Genomic DNA, 18,442 nt, shown 5'->3' with positions numbered 1-18,442 from the left:
CCGTCTTTTATTAAATACAGCGTGATCTTTCCCTTGATACTTGTGGCGTAAAGATAGCTGCTAATTTTATAAATTCTTTTAAAAAAGTGGTATATTGATAAAACGTTGATTAAAGACTTTTTGCATAAGAACTCGATGACGGAGTCTGGCAATAAGTCTTTTTTTGTAACAATTTATAAGGTTTTAAGTTTTTAGATATAGTTTCTCCTTCGACAAGAGAGACTTGAATCCACCTTAGCTACTTAGAACATTTTACTTAGCTAAATTAAGTTTTGATTCAGCTAAATAGCTACCTGTAAATATCTATTTATAGGAATAGATGCACAAATTTTTCTGTGTTTAGAAGAAATACATAAATGAAGTCTATCAGGAGGATTGATCAGCATGGAGATGGCGAAAAATATTGCAAAACACTTCATTATATTTTCTTCTCTTCTCGTTGCTACCGTGTTGATTTTAACGTCAGTTGCAGTTTACCTTTGGCAGTCTACAGACGAGGGAAGATTGCCAGCAAAAACTGCAGTAGTGCTTCACGCAATTAATAATAACCTTGTTTCCTTAGACATAAATATTCAAGTACCGCAAATTGTTTCTGGCGGTAGCGGCGGAGGTTCTCCTCTTTTAAAAGAAGACCTTTACATTCCTGTTCAAGGAGATGTCCAAATTCCTATGAGGATGTATCGACCTCAAGGAGAGGGGCCATTTCCAATTATTATTTATTACCATGGCGGTGCCTTTTTAAAGGGATATGGTAATATTGAAACGCATGATAATATTATTCGCTCTTTAGCTTCAAGAACAAAGAGTGTTGTAATAGCGCCTAGTTACCGAGTTGCACCAGAGTATGTTTTTCCTACAGCAATAGAAGATAGTTATTCGGCTCTCATCTGGGGTGTCGAGCAAGCGGAGACTTTTCACGGTGATCCTGAACGAGTGAGTGTTGTAGGAGACAGCGCAGGGGGGAATATTGCAACAGTTGTGTCAATGATGGCTAGAGACCGTAATGGTCCAGACATTATTTCTCAAGTATTAATGTATCCTCTTACAACATTCCAGGATGTTCAATTAGAATCCAGGGATGTCTATGATAGCGGATATTATTTATTATCTAGGCAAGTCATGTATCGGGCAAGAGATTTATATACTCCAGAGGAATTGATGTGGTCGAATCCATATTCATCACCCTTACATGCAGAGGACTTAACGGATTTGCCACCAACACTTATTTTAACTGCAGAATTTGATCCTTTAAGGGATGAAGGTGAAGCGTATGCAGAAAGACTTGCAGAACAGGGGATTCCTGTAAAAGCGACTAGATACCGAGGTGTTATGCACGGGTTTGTCTCTTTTTATGAAGTGATGCAGAGCGGTCGATATGGTCTTCAAGAGGTTTCCAGCTTTCTCAGACAGTCAAATCAAGGAACGCTTCTTGTGAATGATAATTACCAATTACAAGTACGTCAAGCACCTCAAGGACTTGATCGTGTAAGAGAACAAACAGAAGCATTTGCTATTGCTGCCTATTTAATAGGGAGAACAGGTGTAGACCTATTTAACGATCAATAGTGGAGACTAGTTTTGAATAGAAGGAGGAAACATGGAAAAAAGGCTGCGAATTTTCATGATTATTTTTGCTGTTAGTTTATTAGTATTTGTCATTTCATATTACGGCTACTATATGTATATTGGTTTTATGTGGGTTTTAAACGACAGAATGTTAATGTTACTCGTATCCGACGGTCTATTTATTCTTTTTCTACCATTAGCTATAGCGTTACTCCTTCGGTTAAGAAGTGCTTGGTGGTTGACAATGATTCTTTTTACACAGCTGTTTGTTGCGAAGATTATAGCCATCTTTGCAAATCTATTTCTTGTTTTTTCGGGAACTATTGCCGAACCGTTACAATGGTCAGGATATGTCCTTGAGCTTATTTTTATATTTGTATACTTGCTTATCATCATTGTCTTTGCAATGCCATCCATTAGAGATTTTTATACCATGACGTTAACACCTAAACAATGGGTCTGGAGAGTGTTTGCCGGAGCTATGCTGTTGTACATTTTACATTTTTTGATTACAATGGGTACAGTATATTTCGTAAATCCACAAGCGCCTTAATTATTACTGGGGGAACAGAACGATGGAGTCACTTATAAATTCATACACTAAAAACATAGAATTATCAGGGATTAGACAGTTTTTTAATCGTGTCCAAGCTTATCCTGACGCTGTTCAGTTAACATTAGGTCAGCCGGATTTTCCTACGCCAACTCATATTAAAGAGGCTGCTAAGCTCGCGGTGGATAACAATATGACAACCTATACTCCGAATGCCGGCTTATTAGAACTTAGAAGTTGCGCGGTTGATTTTGTTAAAAATAAATATGAATTGGACTATAATCCTGAGAACGAAGTAATCGTAACTGTGGGAGCTTCACAAGGTATTGATATTACAATGAGAACGATCTTAGATCCTGGAGACGAAGTTTTGATTCCTGCCCCTGTTTACCCGGCCTATGAAAATATCATTCGCCTCTGTGGGGCAATACCTGTATTTATTGATACAACGGAATCCGACTTTATTGTTACTGTCTCCCAGTTAAAGGCTCAGCTAACAGAAAAAACAAAAGCTGTTATGTTACCTTATCCTTCAAATCCAACTGGAGCAGTGTTAACAGAGGAAGATCTTACATCTCTAGCAAAGTTTCTATCTGCGCAAGAAATCTTTACAATTACTGATGAAATTTATTCAGAATTGAATTATACAGCAAGGCACCAGTCTATTGCTACATATCCTGGTATGAGAGCGAAGACAATTGTGATCAATGGTTTAAGTAAATCACACTCGATGACTGGGTGGCGAATTGGATTTGTGTTTGCTCCGAAAGAAATTACCCAGCATTTACTTAAAGTTCACCAATATAATGTCAGTTGTGCGAGTTCGATTTCACAATATGCAGCGCTAGAAGCACTTAAGAACGGTCAAGATGATGCTATATCGATGAAAGAAGTGTACAAAAAGAGAAGAGATTTTGTTTTAGCAAGATTAAAAGAAATTGGGATTCCAACAGTTATTCCAAATGGCGCTTTTTACGTACTCCCATCGATTAGGGAATCTGGACTTTCTTCTTTCGATTTTTCAGTAAAACTGTTAGAAGAGCAGGAGTTAGCGGTTGTACCGGGTGATGCCTTTTCTCCTATAGGTGAAGGATATATTCGGCTATCCTACGCATATCATATGGATGAATTAAAAGAAGCACTCCAAAGATTAGAACGTTTTTGGAAAGGAATTGTATGAAGTTATCAAGACTACTCTAATTAAATTATGAGTAGTCTTTAGTGATGCTTTAAAGTATTTAAGAGGGCTAAACTCTGTTAAATACTTTTAACTATAAAAAGGTGATTTAGATTTTAATTAGGAGGGAAAAGATAAAAGACAGAAAAAAACGATTTTTTAGCTGATTTTCAAAGAAAATCTTTGAGGAATGTACAGTATAGTGATAAAATAATTGTGGAAACGCTTTACGATGTTAAAATAGTGTAAAGTTAATTAGTAGTATGTATTTATTCAGCAATGGAGGTAGCGGAAAATGGCAAATCAATCGATTCGATTGAATGAAGGCTGGTCCCAGTTTTTTGGTCCTAACTTGGGATACATGCTCGAACAATATGATGATTATCATGAGGACGCTGAGTTAGTCGAAGAAGAATTAAAGCAGTTTTTTGACAAATGGGGGCCTTATAAAGAAGAGGACGCATCTACAAAAGCAGAGCAGACTGAAGCAAAAAGTGACTATAATGGAAATGTATCTGCTGCTATGAAAGCAATGACGTTGGTAGAATCCATTCGCAGAAATGGACATCTTATGTCGGACATTTCTCCAATTAACTTAGAAGAAAAACCTGAGATATTCAATTTTGAAGACTATGGTATTACCGAAGAACAACTAAAGCAAATTCCTCCCGATTTATTATCACCGTTTAATTCCATTTCATTTAAGGATGGTTTAGAAGCAATTAAGTATTTAAAGAGTGTATATACAAAGAAACTAGCTTTTGAATTTACTCAAGTACATGATTTAGAAGAAAGAAGATGGCTGTTTCAAATGGTTGAGTCTGGAGATTACCTGCCAGAGGTGACCGATGAAAAAAGAAAACAATTACTTAATCGTTTAAATCAAGTAGAAGGCTTTGAACACTACCTTCACAAAACGTTTAAAGGCCAAAAAAGATTTTCTATTGAAGGCTTGGACAATATGGTTCCAATGCTCGATGAAGCTGTCAGAGAATCTGTAGAAGACGGCACAGAAAAAATATTAGTAGGAATGGCTCACCGCGGACGTCTAAATGTGCTTGCTCACGTCTTAGGGAAACCTTATGAACTAATTTTTTCTGAGTTCGTTGATGCCCCGAACAAGGAGTTAGTGCCTTCAGAAGGATCTTTAGGGATTAACTATGGTTGGACAGGTGACGTTAAATATCACCTAGGAGCCAATTTCAGAATTCCAAAAAGCCAATCAAACGCAACGATAACATTAGCAAATAACCCAAGTCACTTGGAGTTTGTTGACCCCGTTGTAGAAGGATTAACGAGAGCTGCTCAAGATGATCGATCAGAACCGGGAGTTCCAAAACATAATAAGAAGAAGGCATTACCAATTTTAATTCACGGAGATGCTGCATTTCCTGGTCAGGGTATTGTCGCAGAAACTTTAAACATAAGTCAATTAAATGGCTATTCTACAGGCGGAACGATCCATGTTATCGCCAATAATATGATTGGTTTCACAACAGTAAGTGGAGATTCAAGGTCAACAAAATACGCCAGTGATCTGGCTAAAGGCTATGAAATTCCTGTTATTCACGTGAATGCTGATGATCCTGAAGCCTGTATTGCTGCGATGCATTTATCTTACTTATACCGAAAAACGTTCCATAAAGATATAGTGATTGATTTAATTGGTTATCGCAGATACGGTCACAACGAAATGGATGAGCCGTTAGCTACTCAACCAAAACTTTATAAATTAATCAAAGAGCATGATACTGCTTTTGAATTATACGGTAAAAAATTAGTAGCTGATAAAATCATTGAAGAAGAAAAATATTACTCCATGCGCGATGAATTTAACGCTAAGATGGATGATCTATATGAAAAAATTAAAAACAACAAACGTGAAACTATCGACGAGACGATGATTCCTCCTTCCTATGTCAGTGATACGCTTGAAGGAATTATAACGAAAGTACCGTTGACTTCTTTACGACAATTAAATCAAGAATTATTAGAATTCCCTAAAGAATTCAATGTCTTTCCAAAGTTAAGAAAAATTCTGGAGCGGAGATTAGAAGCACTTGAGGATGAAGGAAAAGTAGACTGGGCACTTGCGGAAACGCTAGCCTTAGGTACAATCCTGTCTGATGGTATTCCGATAAGAATGACTGGTCAAGACACGGAGAGAGGTACATTCTCTCACCGACATTTGGTATTACACGATTATGATTCTGAAAATATTTATTCACCACTTCATATTATTCCTTCCGCTAAGGCATCTTTTGCTATCCATAACAGCCCTTTGTCTGAAGGAGCCTGTGTAGGATTTGAATACGGTTATAATGTCCAAGCCCCAGAAACACTAACGATCTGGGAGGCACAATATGGTGACTTCTCAAATGGAGCCCAAGTTCTTTTTGACCAATTTATCTCAAGTGGACGAGCAAAGTGGGGGCAAAAGTCGGGACTAGTGTTACTTTTACCACACGGATATGAAGGACAAGGACCGGAACACTCCAGTGGACGAATGGAAAGATTCCTTACCTTGGCAGCCGAAAACAATTGGCATGTAGTTAATTTAACGAAAGCAAGTCAGTATTTTCATTTACTTCGTCGCCAAGCAAGTTTACTTAAGGAAAATGAAATCAGACCATTAGTATTAATGGCACCAAAAAGTTTATTACGAAATGAAAGAGTAGCTTCGAATCCTCTCGAACTAAGTGAAGGAAAATTTGAGCCTATTTTGCCAAATGAAAGATTAGGAAAGAATAAAGATAAAGTCGAACGAATTCTGTTCTGTTCTGGAAAAGTAGCAGTGGATCTTGAAGAAGTCATCGATGAAAAAGAAAAAGAACTTGATTGGCTTCATGTGGTTAGAGTAGAAGAACTGTATCCGTTCCCTATAAAGAAAATTGAAGAATTGTTAAAAGAATATCCGAATCTTGTTCAATTCGTATGGTTGCAGGAAGAACCACAAAACATGGGATCTTGGCATTATGTTTTCCCTTATTTAAAGAAGCTTACACCAACGACAAATACTCCTGTGCACTTTATCGGTCGTAAACGCAGATCAAGTACTGCAGAGGGAGATCCGAAAGTTCATAAAAAAGATCAAGCTCGAATCTTAAGAGAAGCGACAACGAAGAATCTAGAAGGGGGATATAAATAAAATGCTAGAAATCAAAGTTCCAGAATTAGCGGAATCTGTCACAGAAGGAACCGTAGCCGAGTGGTTAAAAAGTCCAGGAGACTACGTTGAAAAAGGCGAGGATATCGTTGAACTAGAAACAGACAAAGTAAATGTTGAAATTGCAGCGGAAGAGGCTGGCGTTTTAAAAGAAACACTTTTTGAACCTGGTGATACTGTCAAGGTCGGAGATGTCATCGCAAGAGTAGACGAATCCGGTAAATCTAGTGGTTCTGAACAAGAGTCTGAAGCTAAAACCGACGCTCCTAAAGAAGAGAAGAAAGCAGAGGAGAAAGTGGAAAGTAAACCAGAACCATCAACTCCTGCTTCTAATTCTGAAGAGTCAACGAATGGAGATCGTCCACTTGCTTCTCCTTCAGCTAGAAAGTACGCAAGAGAAAAAGGAATCAGCTTGAGTGAAATTAGTCCTCGCGATCCCCTAGGCAGAATTCGTAAGGATGACGTTGATGAGCACCAACAAAAGCAGCAAAGTGCAAAAACTAGTGCTCCGGCAACAAGTGCTCCTTCGGCTGAAAAGAAAGATGACCCAGCTAAGCCAGTGGAACGTTTGAAAATGTCACGTCGTCGCAAAACAATTGCTAAGCGTTTAGTGGAGGCACAACAAACTGCTGCTATGCTTACAACATTTAACGAAGTTGATATGACAAACCTGATGGAACTTCGTAAAAGACGTAAAGACAAATTCTTAGAATCTAACGGTGTAAAATTAGGATTTATGTCCTTTTTCACAAAAGCTGTTATTGGTGCTTTGAAGAAATACCCTTACGTAAATGCTGAAATCGATGGTGACGACCTTCTATTGAAAAAATACTATGACATTGGTATGGCAGTCTCTACTGAAGAAGGTTTAGTTGTTCCAGTTGTAAGAGATGCAGATCGCTTGGATTTCGCAGGTATTGAAAAGGAAGTAGGTCGATTGGCTGAAAAGGCGAATGCAAAGAAATTAGCAATTGCTGATCTTACAGGTGGTTCTTTTACAATCACTAATGGTGGTGTCTTTGGTTCCCTATGGTCTACTCCAATCTTAAATGCACCTCAAGCAGGTATTTTAGGAATGCACACGATAAAAATGCGTCCAGTTGCCGTTGAAGACAATAAAATTGAAAACCGTCCAATGATGTATCTTGCATTGTCTTATGATCATCGTGTCATTGATGGTAAAGATGCAGTTGGCTTCCTAGTTAAAGTAAAAGAATTGATTGAAGATCCAGAAACTTTATTATTAGAAGGTTAATTAAGATTGAAGAGAAGGTGCCCCTGAGAGATTCAGGGGCACCTTTTTTGGGTATATAATTTACGACTAGTAGTTTTGAAAAGTGTGTCTATTCTGAAAAAAATATAGTAGTAGGAATTTGAGGTGAAGAAGGTTGAATAAAAGAGTAACAATCGTGGGATCTGGTTTTGGAGGTTTAACTGCGGGAGACCTTTTACAGAAACAAGGCTATAACGTAACTGTCTTGGAAGCTGCAGTGGAGTGGGGTGGCTGTGCTGGTAAATTTCAGCGAAAGGATTTTACTTTTCCAGTAGGCGCTACATTAGCAATGGGATTTGAGAAGAATGGCTTACATAAACAGATTAATGATTACCTTGGATTTAAAACAGAGTCCTATCCTCTTGAGAAGGTGATGGATGTCCGAATTGGCGAAAGAATTATACCGTATCACACTGATCGTGATTTATTTTTAAAAGTGTGGGAGAAAGAGGAACCAAAACATATACAATCGATCAGGAAATTTTTTCAAGAAGTATGGAGTATCGGTCAAATATTGCTAAGACATATGTTACAGTATCCTGTTTTTCCACCTAAATCACGGCAAGAAACTTTCTCCATACTCAGGGGCGTTAAGCCAAATTCTATTCGTCTTCTTCCATACATAGGGAGATCCCTTTCATACTTAGTAAAAAAATATAATCTGGAAAATTGTAAAACTTTTATTCACTTCATTAACGGGGTCCTTATGGATAGTATGCAAACAACGTATGAAGATTGCGAAATTCTAATGGGCGCAACCGCATTGGATATTTATCACCATGGAGCATTTTATGTTGATGGGGGGCTATTTGTGATCAATTCAAAAAGGCGCAATCAAATGAGAGAAGAACGGATTCAATTCAAAGGCTGACGCAATCAACTGAGGGGAAGACGTGATCAATTCAAAAAGACGCAATCAAATGAGAGAAGAACGGATTCAATTCAAAGGCTGACGCAATCAACTGAGGGGAAGACGTGATCAATTCAAATAGACGCAATCAAATGAGAGAAGAACGTGTTCAATTCAAAGGCTGACGCAATCAATTGAGGGGAAGACGTGATCAATTCAGAAAGACGCAATCAAATGAGAGATGAACGTGTTCAATTCGAAGAAAAACGTATTCAATTGAGGAGAAAATAGTTACAATCTAGGCCAGGAAGGTTTTTACTTGAGCCACTGAGTTATCTTTTGAATAAGATTTTTATCAAACTAAGTTCTAGATTTTTATATTAAGTTAATTTCTGTGTTAGACTGATAGAAAATATAAAGAATTTGAGAGGCTTTTTAAAATGACAAAGGCTATATTATTTGATTTGGATGGAACATTATTACCAATGGATACAAATATGTTCGTAGAAAATTATGTAAAAGAATTAGCACCAAAAGTAGCACATATTATCAGTCCTGATGAATTCGTAAAGGCTTTATTCGCAGGTACAGAAGCGATGATGAGAAATTTAGACCCTGAAAAAACAAATGAAAAAGTGTTTGAAGAAACTTTTTTAGAATTAACAACATTGACCCGAGAGGAAATTTGGCCAACTTTAAATGATTTTTACGAGAATACATTTCCTAGCTTTTCTCCTATGTGTGCGCCGACACCGCTTGCCAGGATTGTTGTGGAAGAAGCGATTAATCAAGGTTATCGGGTAGCAGTTGCTACAAATCCAGTATTCCCTAAAGCGGCAATTTACCACCGGCTCAAATGGGCTAACATAGATGACCTTCCATTTGATCTAGTGACTGTATATGAACAAAGTTCTTTTACAAAGCCTCATCCTCAGTATTACCAAGCGATATGTGATCAAATTGGTTTTGATCCAAAAGAATGTATTATGATTGGTAATGACAAGCAAGAAGATATGGCGGCCTCACAAACTGGTATGAAGACTTATTTGGTAGAAGGCTGTGTGATTGATCGGGGAGAACCTGTTTTTTCTATAGATGATTCGGGATCGCTAGAAGATTTATATGAAAGCATAAAGAATAATGAAGGTATGTTCCAAAAGTAATTTCATTATATCCAAAAGGTGCAACTAGAAGGAGTTTAAATTTCTAAAATAATTATTCAAAAAAGGCATTGAAGTGATTTAGCTTCAATGCTTTTTTGCTTTGAAACTACCTTTACTTAAGCTTTCTTGGAAACCTTTTCTTTAATTAACGCTGCTTTGTTACTCATTTTCTTAGCTAGTAAACTATGCGCTAACATACCTAATATGATAATAAATAAGCCGATAATAGCAAGACCACTTGGTAATGGTGTTGAAAGAAGAAGTACTTCCCCGAAAACTACAAAAAATATTTGCGCAGACTGAGTTGCTTCTACTGCTGCTAATTTCCCTTGATCTTTTCGGACTCCATCGGTTGCCATAAAAAATAACGTTGTAGCAATAACACCAGAGCTAATTGCTACGATAAATGTTTGAGAAACCTGGGAAGTGGATGGAGGCCCCACATTAATCATTCCATATACACTTAAAAGTATCCAAAAAGGCAGTGATGCGATTGTCATCCCTAGTACTCGTTGAAAAGTATCAAGTCTACCACCACAAAGTTCCATCATTTTACGATTGCCTAAAGGATAGGCAAAAGCTGCTAATACTACGGGTGCCACGCCAGCTATAAGCATGGTCGTGGTAATAGAGGTTGCATGTTGCCATTGTATTAAAACAACGCCAACTAAAATGATCGAAGAAATAGACAAAGCCTTGAATGGGATCTTATACCTTACTTTTATGTAGCCATCTGCAGTCTGTATTTGTTCATAAAATAAAGGAACGAGCAAAGTTCCAGTAACAATCGTTAGTTGCCATGTTCCAGACACAAGCCACCCAGGTCCAAAAGCAGCTGCATAAGTGATTGGCGCGTAGAACAGTACAAATGCAAAAAAACTCCAGAAAATCCATTTGAAAATATTTTGTCTCATTTCAGTAATTAATTGTTTCAAGTTTTTTCGAAAGAGTACAATAATGAGTAAAAATGGAACCATGAAGAAAAAACGAAGTGACGAACTCCATATCCAACTGCCGCCTGTAAGTTCCATCGATCGATTCAAGATAAACGTTACTGCAAAAAACATTGATGCTAAAACTCCGAGAAGGATTTGCTTCATAATACTCACACTCCACAACCATAGTAAAAAAAGTCTGATTTATTAACACAGTAAACAGTATACTACTTTACTGTCGCTTTTGGTGAATTACTCTACGGTTATAGAAGAAATTTTTCACGTATTAATGTCTTGTCAGTTGCATGTTTATAAAGGGCTTGATTCGAAGAAGAACTGAAAATACTAATTTTTTTACAGGTGCTCTCAATAACGTGAACTACTTTTATCTGTATATCGTGTTTAAGGATAGATGTTATAAGGAATACTTACTATATATTTATTGAAGAAGGAGTTGTTTTAGAAATGACGCAACAGGAATTAAAAAATAAAGTTTTAGATATATTTAAAGAGAACAAAATTGGAACGCTTGCATCAGTTAAAAATAATCGTCCTCATTCAAGGTACATGACGTTTTACAATGAAGAATTTACGCTTTATACACCTACACACAAAAATACTCATAAGGCTGAGGAAATAAAAGAGAATCCTTATGTGCATATTCTACTAGGTTATGAAGGTGAGGGATTAGGGGATAAGTTTATTGAAGTTGAAGGGAAAGCAACAATCTCTAATTCGGATAAACTAAAAGAAGAACTATGGAAAGAAGACTTTGAAAATTGGTTTGATGGAAAAGATGACCCAAATTATATTGTTTTAGAAATCAAACCTTCGATGATTAGATTAATGAATGACGGCAAGGAACCACAAACGATTACATTTTAAAAATATCAAAAAGTATGTCATGAGGAGATTGATATTCCTTATGGCATACTTTTTTTAAGAGAATTCATAAAATTGGCAGCTATCTTTACACCACAAGTATCAAGGGAAATCCACCTCCTTTCGAGTAGCACCTACACGCATTACGTAGGTGCTACTCGGGGGTGGCTAAAGATCACGCTGTATTTAATAAAAGACGCTTTGCATTTTTCTTATAATCTAGTAATAAGCAAGAAATGAAAAACTCAGTATTACTAATCCATTTAGTGTACTGAGTTTATTAGTGATGAAATGACACTTTCAGAATGAACATATAGAAAACTAGACACACTAAAAGGAATGATTTGAGGGTGTATGAAAATTTAAATAGGAGCGTGAACGAATGAAAGCTGTAACTTATCAAGGACCAAATCATGTGGAAGTAAAAAATGTCCCTGACGCAGTAATAGAAGATAAAGAGGATATTATTGTTAAAATTACATCAACAGCTATTTGTGGATCTGATCTTCATCTATATCAAGGAAATATGCCGTTACCGAAAGGATATATCATTGGACATGAGCCGATGGGGATTGTTGAAGAGGTGGGACCTGGCGTAACAAAGCTGAAAAAAGGCGACAGGAGTGATTGTTCCTTTTAATGTTGCGTGTGGTCATTGTGTGTTCTGTGAGAAGGACTTAACAAGTCAATGTGACAACTCAAACCCTCACTATGATTCAGGAGGGTATTTTGGATATACAGAAAAGTTTGGCGATCATCCAGGTGGTCAGGCAGAATATTTAAAGGTGCCTTTTGGCAATTTTACTCCGTTTTTGGTTCCTGAGTCATGTGAACTAGAAGATGAATCGCTCTTATTTTTATCAGATGTCATACCCACTGCTTACTGGAGTGTGGAACATGCTGGTGTTAAAAAAGGAGACACGGTTATTGTTCTTGGTTGTGGACCAATAGGATTAATGACACAAAAATTTGCTTGGATGAAAGGTGCTAAACGAGTTATTGGAGTCGATTATATTGATTATCGATTGAGTCATGCAAAGAAAATGAATAAAGTGGAGGTTTATGATTTTACGAAAGATCCAGATATGGGTGAGACGCTAAAAGAAATCACAAACGGTGGGGCTGACGTGGTGATTGATTGTGTTGGAATGGATGGTAAAAAGTCCCCATTGGAGTTAGTGGAGCAGAAATTAAAGCTGCAAGGAGGAACGCTGGGACCGATCCAAATTGCTACGAAGGCAGTGAGAAAAGCCGGCACCGTGCAAATATCTGGCGTATATGGCAGTAACTATAATAATTTTCCTTTGGGGCCATTTTTTGCAAGAAATATAACTCTAAAAATGGGCCAGGCACCAATAATACCTTATATTCCGATGCTGTACGATAAAATAACAAACGAAGAATTTGATCCGAAAGAAATTATTACACATATTGTTCCGTTAGATCAAGCTGGCAATGCTTATAAAATATTTAATGATCATGAAGACAATTGCATCAAAGTGATTATTAAACCGTAGTTTAACAACTATGGCTTCTTGATATGAAAATAGTAGTAGACACCTTTAATTAAAAAGGTGTCTTTTTTGCAAGACCAGAATTTATAAAATTATTTAATTTATTAAGATTGTTATTTTCTATCGACCAGAGAGGCTCGAATTCGCTCTAGGTTGCTGCTTTGAGCGGGACCTTGGCTATTCAAATCGAACTCTTATTTCCACTAAATCTTGTATCGAACCATCTCTTGCACTTCTTGTAAATACTTGCAGTGTACCTTCTTCTTCAGAGGTTGGTTCAGTGTCAAATGTTACACTTTCTCTGAATCGCCCATAATTCGGTCCTGCATATTCGGCAGTTGTAAAGGTTTCTTCAATAACTTCCGTATTGTTATCATCAACTAGACGGTATAGTACATTCGCTTCAAAGGCTCTTGCAAATCCTTCAATAATAGAATTGTCACGAACGATACTTCCTGGAAAAGGTTGAACAACTACGATGTTTTGTGAAGAAGGTATTGGAATAAGTACTTTAATTCCCTCGTAAATAAGATCTTGGGAGATGGCAGGGCGAGAGCTGTTTGCTAACAAAATTTCTTCGATCGGTACACCAGTAACTTGTGAGATAGAATTCAACGTATCATTTAACTCGACATCGTATGCGAATACCGGCACCCTTAATTGTTGATTCGGAAAAATGATATTAGGATTTTGTACGGTTGGGTTTATTCCAGCTAGAAGCTCCCAATGAGTGGAGAATCGTTGTGCAAGTAATATTAAGTTATCACCTGGCTGTGCCACGTAAAAGGTTTCAGTTGGATCAACTAATTGTCTAGGGATGACTAACACTTGCCCTGTATAAATAACAAAAGGATCTGTAAAAGGTGGATAAAGACCGTTCGCTTGACTGATAGCATCGACATCACTTTCATATCTCACGGCAAGACTGTAAACAGTATCTCCTGGCTGAACAGTATGAATGATATGTGTACCATATTGAATCGCCATGTTCATCACTCCCTTTACTTCATTATTAATAACTATGATGTAACTTTTTGTCCATATGCTAGTCAAAATTCAGCTTAATTTATCAAATGAATTTCCTATTTATGTTAAAATGATATTATTATTAATTATTCAATTAATTTAAAGATGGTTAACTCAGGAGGATAGTGAATGTCAAAGGAAACAGTGATTACTTTGAATGATGTTAGCGTTAGAAGAGGCGAAAAACTTCTTTTAAAAAATATTTCATGGAATGTACATAAAGGACAAAATTGGGCGATCTTAGGATTAAATGGTGCTGGAAAAACAACCCTTTTAAAAATCATTACTTGCTATATGTGGCCAACTCTAGGTTCCGTTGATGTGTTAGGGTATCGTTATGGAAAAGTAAATGTTCATGAACTAAGAAAGTCAATTGGGTGGGTTAGTAATTCTTTGGATCAGCAACTGCAGTCCCATCAAAATGATACAGCGCTTGAAATCGTACTTAGTGGGAAATATGCTTCTGTAGGTTTGTATGATTCTATTACTGAGGATGATAACCATCAAGCAATGGAACTATTAAAGAAATTTGATATTCAACATATAACAAATGAACCTCTCCGTGTTTTTTCCCAGGGAGAACGGAAAAAAGTATTGCTTGCAAGAGCTTGGATGTCAGAATTAAAATTGTTAATTTTAGATGAACCTTGCGCGGGATTGGATATTTACTCAAGGGAAGAGTTCCTGAACACATTGGAAAAGATGACAAAAGAAGAAAATGCACCAACTATTGTTTTCGTAACTCATCATATCGAAGAAATAATCCCTTCGATAACTGATTTACTGTTTATCCATTCAGGGGAAGTGGTAGATTCAGGAACGAAAGAACAAGTTTTAACGGAAAAGAACTTAGAGCAGACATTCCGGGTTCCTTTGAATCTTCATTGGCATAATGAACGACCTTGGATTAGTGTGAAAGCAAAACTTTTATAAAAGTTTAAGGAGTTGAGATGAATTGGGTAAATATACTATTGACGAGTTTATTAATCAAACAAAACAAGATGCAGGGGAAAATAACTTTTTTGAATTAGAAACACCACGTATTTTAGAAGTGAATTTAACAGATTTAGTATGGGCGAAATTAGGGTCAATGGTTTCCTATAGTGGAGATATAAAATTTGAACGCGAAAAGCTGTTGGAACACGGGGCTGGGCGTATGGTTAAAAAAGCATTTACCGGGGAAGCAAGTTCCTTAATGAAAGCACAAGGTCGAGGTCAATTGTATTTAGCAGATGCAGGAAAAAGAATCACTATTCTTGAACTGGACAATGATGTCATCGCGGTTAATGGGAATGATCTTCTTGCATTCGAACCTAGTATTGAGTGGGATATTAAATTGATGAGAAAAATAGCAGGCATGATGTCGGGAGGTTTATTTTACGCGACTCTTCAGGGCAAGGGGCTTGTGGCAATTACGTCACATTTTGAACCGTTGACATTGCCGGTTCGTCCTGGTCTTCCTGTGATGACTGATCCTAGTATGACAGTAGCTTGGTCCGGGCACTTACAACCTGAGATACGAACCGATATGAATTACAGAACGTTATTAGGTAGAGGAAGCGGAGAGTCTTTCCAAATGGAGTTCTCTGGTGAAGGATTTGTCATCGTTCAATCTGCACAAGACTCTTAATACACTATATTAAAAATAAATGATAAAGGAGATAGTGCAATATGGAAAAGTTTTCAGAGAGAATTAGAAAGAAAGCAGATCCGATTTGGCAGGATAACTTTAATCATCCATTCATCAAAGGACTTGCTGATGGTACGCTTCCAATTGAGTCTTTTAAGTATTATGTTCTTCAAGACTCGTATTATTTATCTCATTTTGCAAGGATTCAATGTGCAGGAGGAGCTAAAGCAGAAGATTTTTATACAACCAGCCGAATGGCTATTCATGCTCAAGGCTCGTATGAAGCAGAAATGGCCCTGCACGAAAAGTTTTCTAAGATGTTGAATATATCTGCGGAAGAGTTTGAAAACTTTATGCCTGCTCCTTCAGCGTATGCCTATACTTCACATCTCTATCGTGTGGCATACAATGGGAACCTTGGTGAGATTATTTCTGCACTACTTCCTTGTTATTGGGTGTATTTGGAGATAGGAGATCTATTACAAGGTGCTACTCCAAAAGAGGAAGTGTATCAAGAATGGATCGCTGCTTATGGTGGAGACTGGTTCAGAGATTTGGTAAATGAACAAATCGATCGGTTGGATGAGATTGCCGAGAAAGTTACGGAGAAAGACCGCAATAGAATGGAAGAACATTTTCTTATTAGCAGTCATTATGAGTATGCTTTTTGGGATATGGCATATAACCGAGAAGATTGGACCAGATGATTAATTTAGGATATAAAAAATGATAGAGCAATTTAGTAAAGAGATGGAGGATCGACTCATTCTCTAAATAGGGCCCTGAAAAAGTAAAGATTACTTTTTTCAGGGCCTTGTTTTTTTAAAATGTTGGTGGCCAAAGCTCACACTGTATTTAACAAAAGGCGCTTTTCGTTTTTCTTAAAAGTTAAGAATGTATAAGTTGACAGCTATCTTTACGCCACGCGTGTCAAGGGAAACTCACATCCTTTCGAGTAGCACCTACACGCACTTCGTAGGTGCTACTCGGGGGTGGCTAAAAGATCACACTGTATTTAATAAAAGACGCTACGCGTTTTTATTAGCTTATGAGTTCTCTATTAAGTTGTTCAGGTCAATATCTTGTTCATTTTCGGGGTCATCAAGATGATACACTCTTGCTGTTTCCTGTGAATCATTGACATGTTGGATATATACTCGTGACCCGTTGAATGTAACATTTGCCATAATAGATGACTCAGAAATCTCTATTGCACGTTGCGTATTCATTCATGCACTCCTCCTTAGCATAGTTAATGCAGTCTGTTAAAACAGGATTTCTTTTTATTTTTTACTTAATTAGGGGGAATTATTCCGAACAGGTGAAGATTCTCCACGATCCCATTACTAACTTTGATTTAAAAAGTTTTTTTAGGAAAAAATAAATTTTAACTGATCTTTAAGGAGGTATGTAGATGATTTCAAAGGCAGATGTACAAAAAGCACGTGAAAAAATAAAAGATATGATACATGAAACCCCGCTGGACTTTTCTTATACTTTTAGTGAAATGGCCAACAATTCCGTTTACTTAAAGCTAGAAAATTTACAAAAAACAGGTTCCTTTAAGGTAAGAGGTGCCTATAATAAATTGCTGTCTATGACCGAGAAAGAGCGTGAAAAAGGGGTCATTGCTGCTTCCGCAGGAAACCATGCTCAAGGCGTTGCTTATGCTAGTCGATTAATGAAAATTCCTTGCACAATAGTCATGCCTGAAGGGGCACCTTTAAGTAAAGTTCAAGCAACAAGAGGCTATGGCGCGAAGGTTGAATTAATTGGCGAGAGTTTCAATGATGCTCTTGATTATGCACAAGTACTTCAACAAAAAACAGGTGTCTCTTTTATACATGCTTTTGACGACGATGCCATTATTGCCGGGCAAGGAACGGTAGGATTAGAAATATTGGAGCAATTGCCGGATGTAGAAGCCGTCATTTGTCCGATTGGCGGAGGAGGATTAATTGCAGGAATAGCAACTGCCATAAAAGAAAAGAAACCCGAAGTTAAGATATATGGTATTCAAGCATGTGCCTGTCCGAGTGCACAAAAATCTATAGATGAGCAAAAACCAACCATGATCGAGGCATCGCCAACAATGGCTGATGGTATCGCTGTAAAGAAACCTGGCGAAAGAAATTTTGCAACAATCCAAAAATATGTGGACGACATATACTGTGTTGAAGAAACGGAGATTGCAAGAACAATGCTTACATTATTAGAAAGAAGTAAGCTTCTCGTTGAAGGCTCTGGTGCGTGTGCACTAGCTGCTTTAAGTTATCATAAGATTCCTATCAAGGAAAAAAAGGTCGTTGCATTGGTTAGTGGTGGGAATGTTGATATATCATTTATGTCTAAAATCATCGAGTACGGATTATTAGAAGGCGGTCGATATTTTTCTTTCCATACTCTAATTAAGGATCAGCCTGGAAACCTTCAAAGAGTATTAAAACTCCTAGCTGATTTGGAGGCGAATGTTTTGAACATTAATCAACAACGAGTAGGTGTGAAAGTTTTTCCTGGTCAAACTCTTCTGCAACTTTCGCTTGAGACAAAAGACCACGCTCATATCGAGACGGTGATCGCAACACTAGAGGAACATGGTTACAAAATAACTGTGGTAGGCTAAGTATAAATGGTTACATCCAAAGGCCAAGTGATTAAATTACTTGGTCTTTAAACTTGGTATATTTGCTAAAAACCGAAGTGGAAT

At 37.3% G+C, this 18,442-nt stretch carries 15 protein-coding genes and 1 pseudogene; 13 read left to right on the top strand and 3 right to left on the bottom strand.

Annotated elements, in window-relative coordinates:
* Positions 1–384 precede the first annotated feature (384 nt).
* The 7 genes from ACHABW_RS03450 (at position 385) to ACHABW_RS03420 (ending at position 9,748) form a co-directional block, all read left to right on the top strand.
* A complete protein-coding gene (locus ACHABW_RS03450; RefSeq protein ID WP_310793572.1) occupies positions 385–1,566 on the top strand; it encodes an alpha/beta hydrolase in 1,182 nt (393 codons plus the stop codon).
* A gap of 31 nt (positions 1,567–1,597) precedes the next feature.
* Positions 1,598–2,119, top strand: a complete 522-nt coding sequence (locus ACHABW_RS03445; protein ID WP_435754058.1) for a hypothetical protein — start codon at positions 1,598–1,600, stop codon at positions 2,117–2,119.
* A 22-nt stretch (positions 2,120–2,141) separates the two neighbouring features.
* On the top strand, positions 2,142–3,299 hold the full coding sequence (locus tag ACHABW_RS03440) for an aminotransferase A (RefSeq protein ID WP_435754057.1): 1,158 nt from the start codon (positions 2,142–2,144) through the stop codon (positions 3,297–3,299).
* A 292-nt stretch (positions 3,300–3,591) separates the two neighbouring features.
* Positions 3,592–6,444 carry a 2-oxoglutarate dehydrogenase E1 component gene (locus ACHABW_RS03435; protein ID WP_435754056.1) on the top strand — a complete coding sequence of 951 codons (2,853 nt, stop codon included), beginning with the start codon at positions 3,592–3,594 and terminating at the stop codon, positions 6,442–6,444.
* Position 6,445: 1 nt separating this feature from the next.
* Positions 6,446–7,717, top strand: a complete 1,272-nt coding sequence (gene odhB / locus ACHABW_RS03430) for a 2-oxoglutarate dehydrogenase complex dihydrolipoyllysine-residue succinyltransferase (protein ID WP_435754055.1) — start codon at positions 6,446–6,448, stop codon at positions 7,715–7,717.
* Positions 7,718–7,850: 133 nt separating this feature from the next.
* Entirely contained in the window at positions 7,851–8,606 is a 756-nt protein-coding gene (locus tag ACHABW_RS03425) for a phytoene desaturase family protein (RefSeq protein WP_435754054.1), read from the top strand.
* A 419-nt stretch (positions 8,607–9,025) separates the two neighbouring features.
* Positions 9,026–9,748 (top strand): HAD family hydrolase, encoded by a 723-nt coding sequence (locus ACHABW_RS03420; RefSeq protein ID WP_435754053.1) that lies wholly within the window; start codon positions 9,026–9,028, stop codon positions 9,746–9,748.
* A 116-nt stretch (positions 9,749–9,864) separates the two neighbouring features.
* Here the strand turns inward: ACHABW_RS03420 and ACHABW_RS03415 are convergent, their stop codons facing one another.
* Entirely contained in the window at positions 9,865–10,848 is a 984-nt protein-coding gene (locus ACHABW_RS03415; RefSeq protein ID WP_435754052.1) for a DMT family transporter, read from the bottom strand.
* Between the two features lie 300 nt (positions 10,849–11,148).
* Here ACHABW_RS03415 and ACHABW_RS03410 point away from each other — a divergent pair, with 300 nt between their 5' ends.
* Together ACHABW_RS03410 and ACHABW_RS03405 are read left to right on the top strand one after the other, a co-directional pair.
* The gene (locus tag ACHABW_RS03410) at positions 11,149–11,568 is read left to right on the top strand and encodes a pyridoxamine 5'-phosphate oxidase family protein (protein ID WP_435754051.1); all 420 of its coding nucleotides are present in this window, start codon (positions 11,149–11,151) and stop codon (positions 11,566–11,568) included.
* A 379-nt stretch (positions 11,569–11,947) separates the two neighbouring features.
* Positions 11,948–13,082 (top strand): annotated as a pseudogene (locus tag ACHABW_RS03405) (zinc-dependent alcohol dehydrogenase).
* Positions 13,083–13,256: 174 nt separating this feature from the next.
* Here the strand turns inward: ACHABW_RS03405 and ACHABW_RS03400 are convergent.
* Positions 13,257–14,066, bottom strand: a complete 810-nt coding sequence (locus ACHABW_RS03400) for a LysM peptidoglycan-binding domain-containing protein (RefSeq protein ID WP_435754050.1) — start codon at positions 14,064–14,066, stop codon at positions 13,257–13,259.
* Positions 14,067–14,234: 168 nt separating this feature from the next.
* Here ACHABW_RS03400 and ACHABW_RS03395 point away from each other — a divergent pair, with 168 nt between their 5' ends.
* Genes ACHABW_RS03395 through tenA form a run of 3 tightly spaced genes read left to right on the top strand, consistent with a single transcriptional unit; the run spans position 14,235 to position 16,442 of the window.
* Positions 14,235–15,038: an ABC transporter ATP-binding protein gene (locus ACHABW_RS03395; protein WP_435754049.1), complete on the top strand. Its 804-nt coding sequence runs from the start codon at positions 14,235–14,237 to the stop codon at positions 15,036–15,038.
* Between the two features lie 22 nt (positions 15,039–15,060).
* Entirely contained in the window at positions 15,061–15,735 is a 675-nt protein-coding gene (locus ACHABW_RS03390; RefSeq protein WP_435754048.1) for an AIM24 family protein, read from the top strand.
* A 41-nt stretch (positions 15,736–15,776) separates the two neighbouring features.
* On the top strand, positions 15,777–16,442 hold the full coding sequence (gene tenA, locus ACHABW_RS03385) for a thiaminase II (RefSeq protein WP_435754047.1): 666 nt from the start codon (positions 15,777–15,779) through the stop codon (positions 16,440–16,442).
* A 339-nt stretch (positions 16,443–16,781) separates the two neighbouring features.
* Here tenA and ACHABW_RS03380 read toward each other — a convergent pair whose 3' ends face one another.
* Entirely contained in the window at positions 16,782–16,964 is a 183-nt protein-coding gene (locus ACHABW_RS03380; protein ID WP_110935345.1) for an H-type small acid-soluble spore protein, read from the bottom strand.
* Positions 16,965–17,149: 185 nt separating this feature from the next.
* Here ACHABW_RS03380 and ilvA point away from each other — a divergent pair, with 185 nt between their 5' ends.
* Positions 17,150–18,358 (top strand): threonine ammonia-lyase, encoded by a 1,209-nt coding sequence (gene ilvA / locus ACHABW_RS03375; protein WP_435754046.1) that lies wholly within the window; start codon positions 17,150–17,152, stop codon positions 18,356–18,358.
* The last annotated feature ends 84 nt before the right edge of the window (positions 18,359–18,442 follow it).

Origin of the sequence: Salipaludibacillus sp. CF4.18 (assembly GCF_051262595.1) — a bacterium.
GTDB classification, from domain to species: Bacteria; Bacillota; Bacilli; order Bacillales; family Salisediminibacteriaceae; genus Salipaludibacillus; species Salipaludibacillus neizhouensis.
Note: the sequence above shows the minus strand (reverse complement) of the source record. Positions and strands in the feature narration are given on the sequence as shown.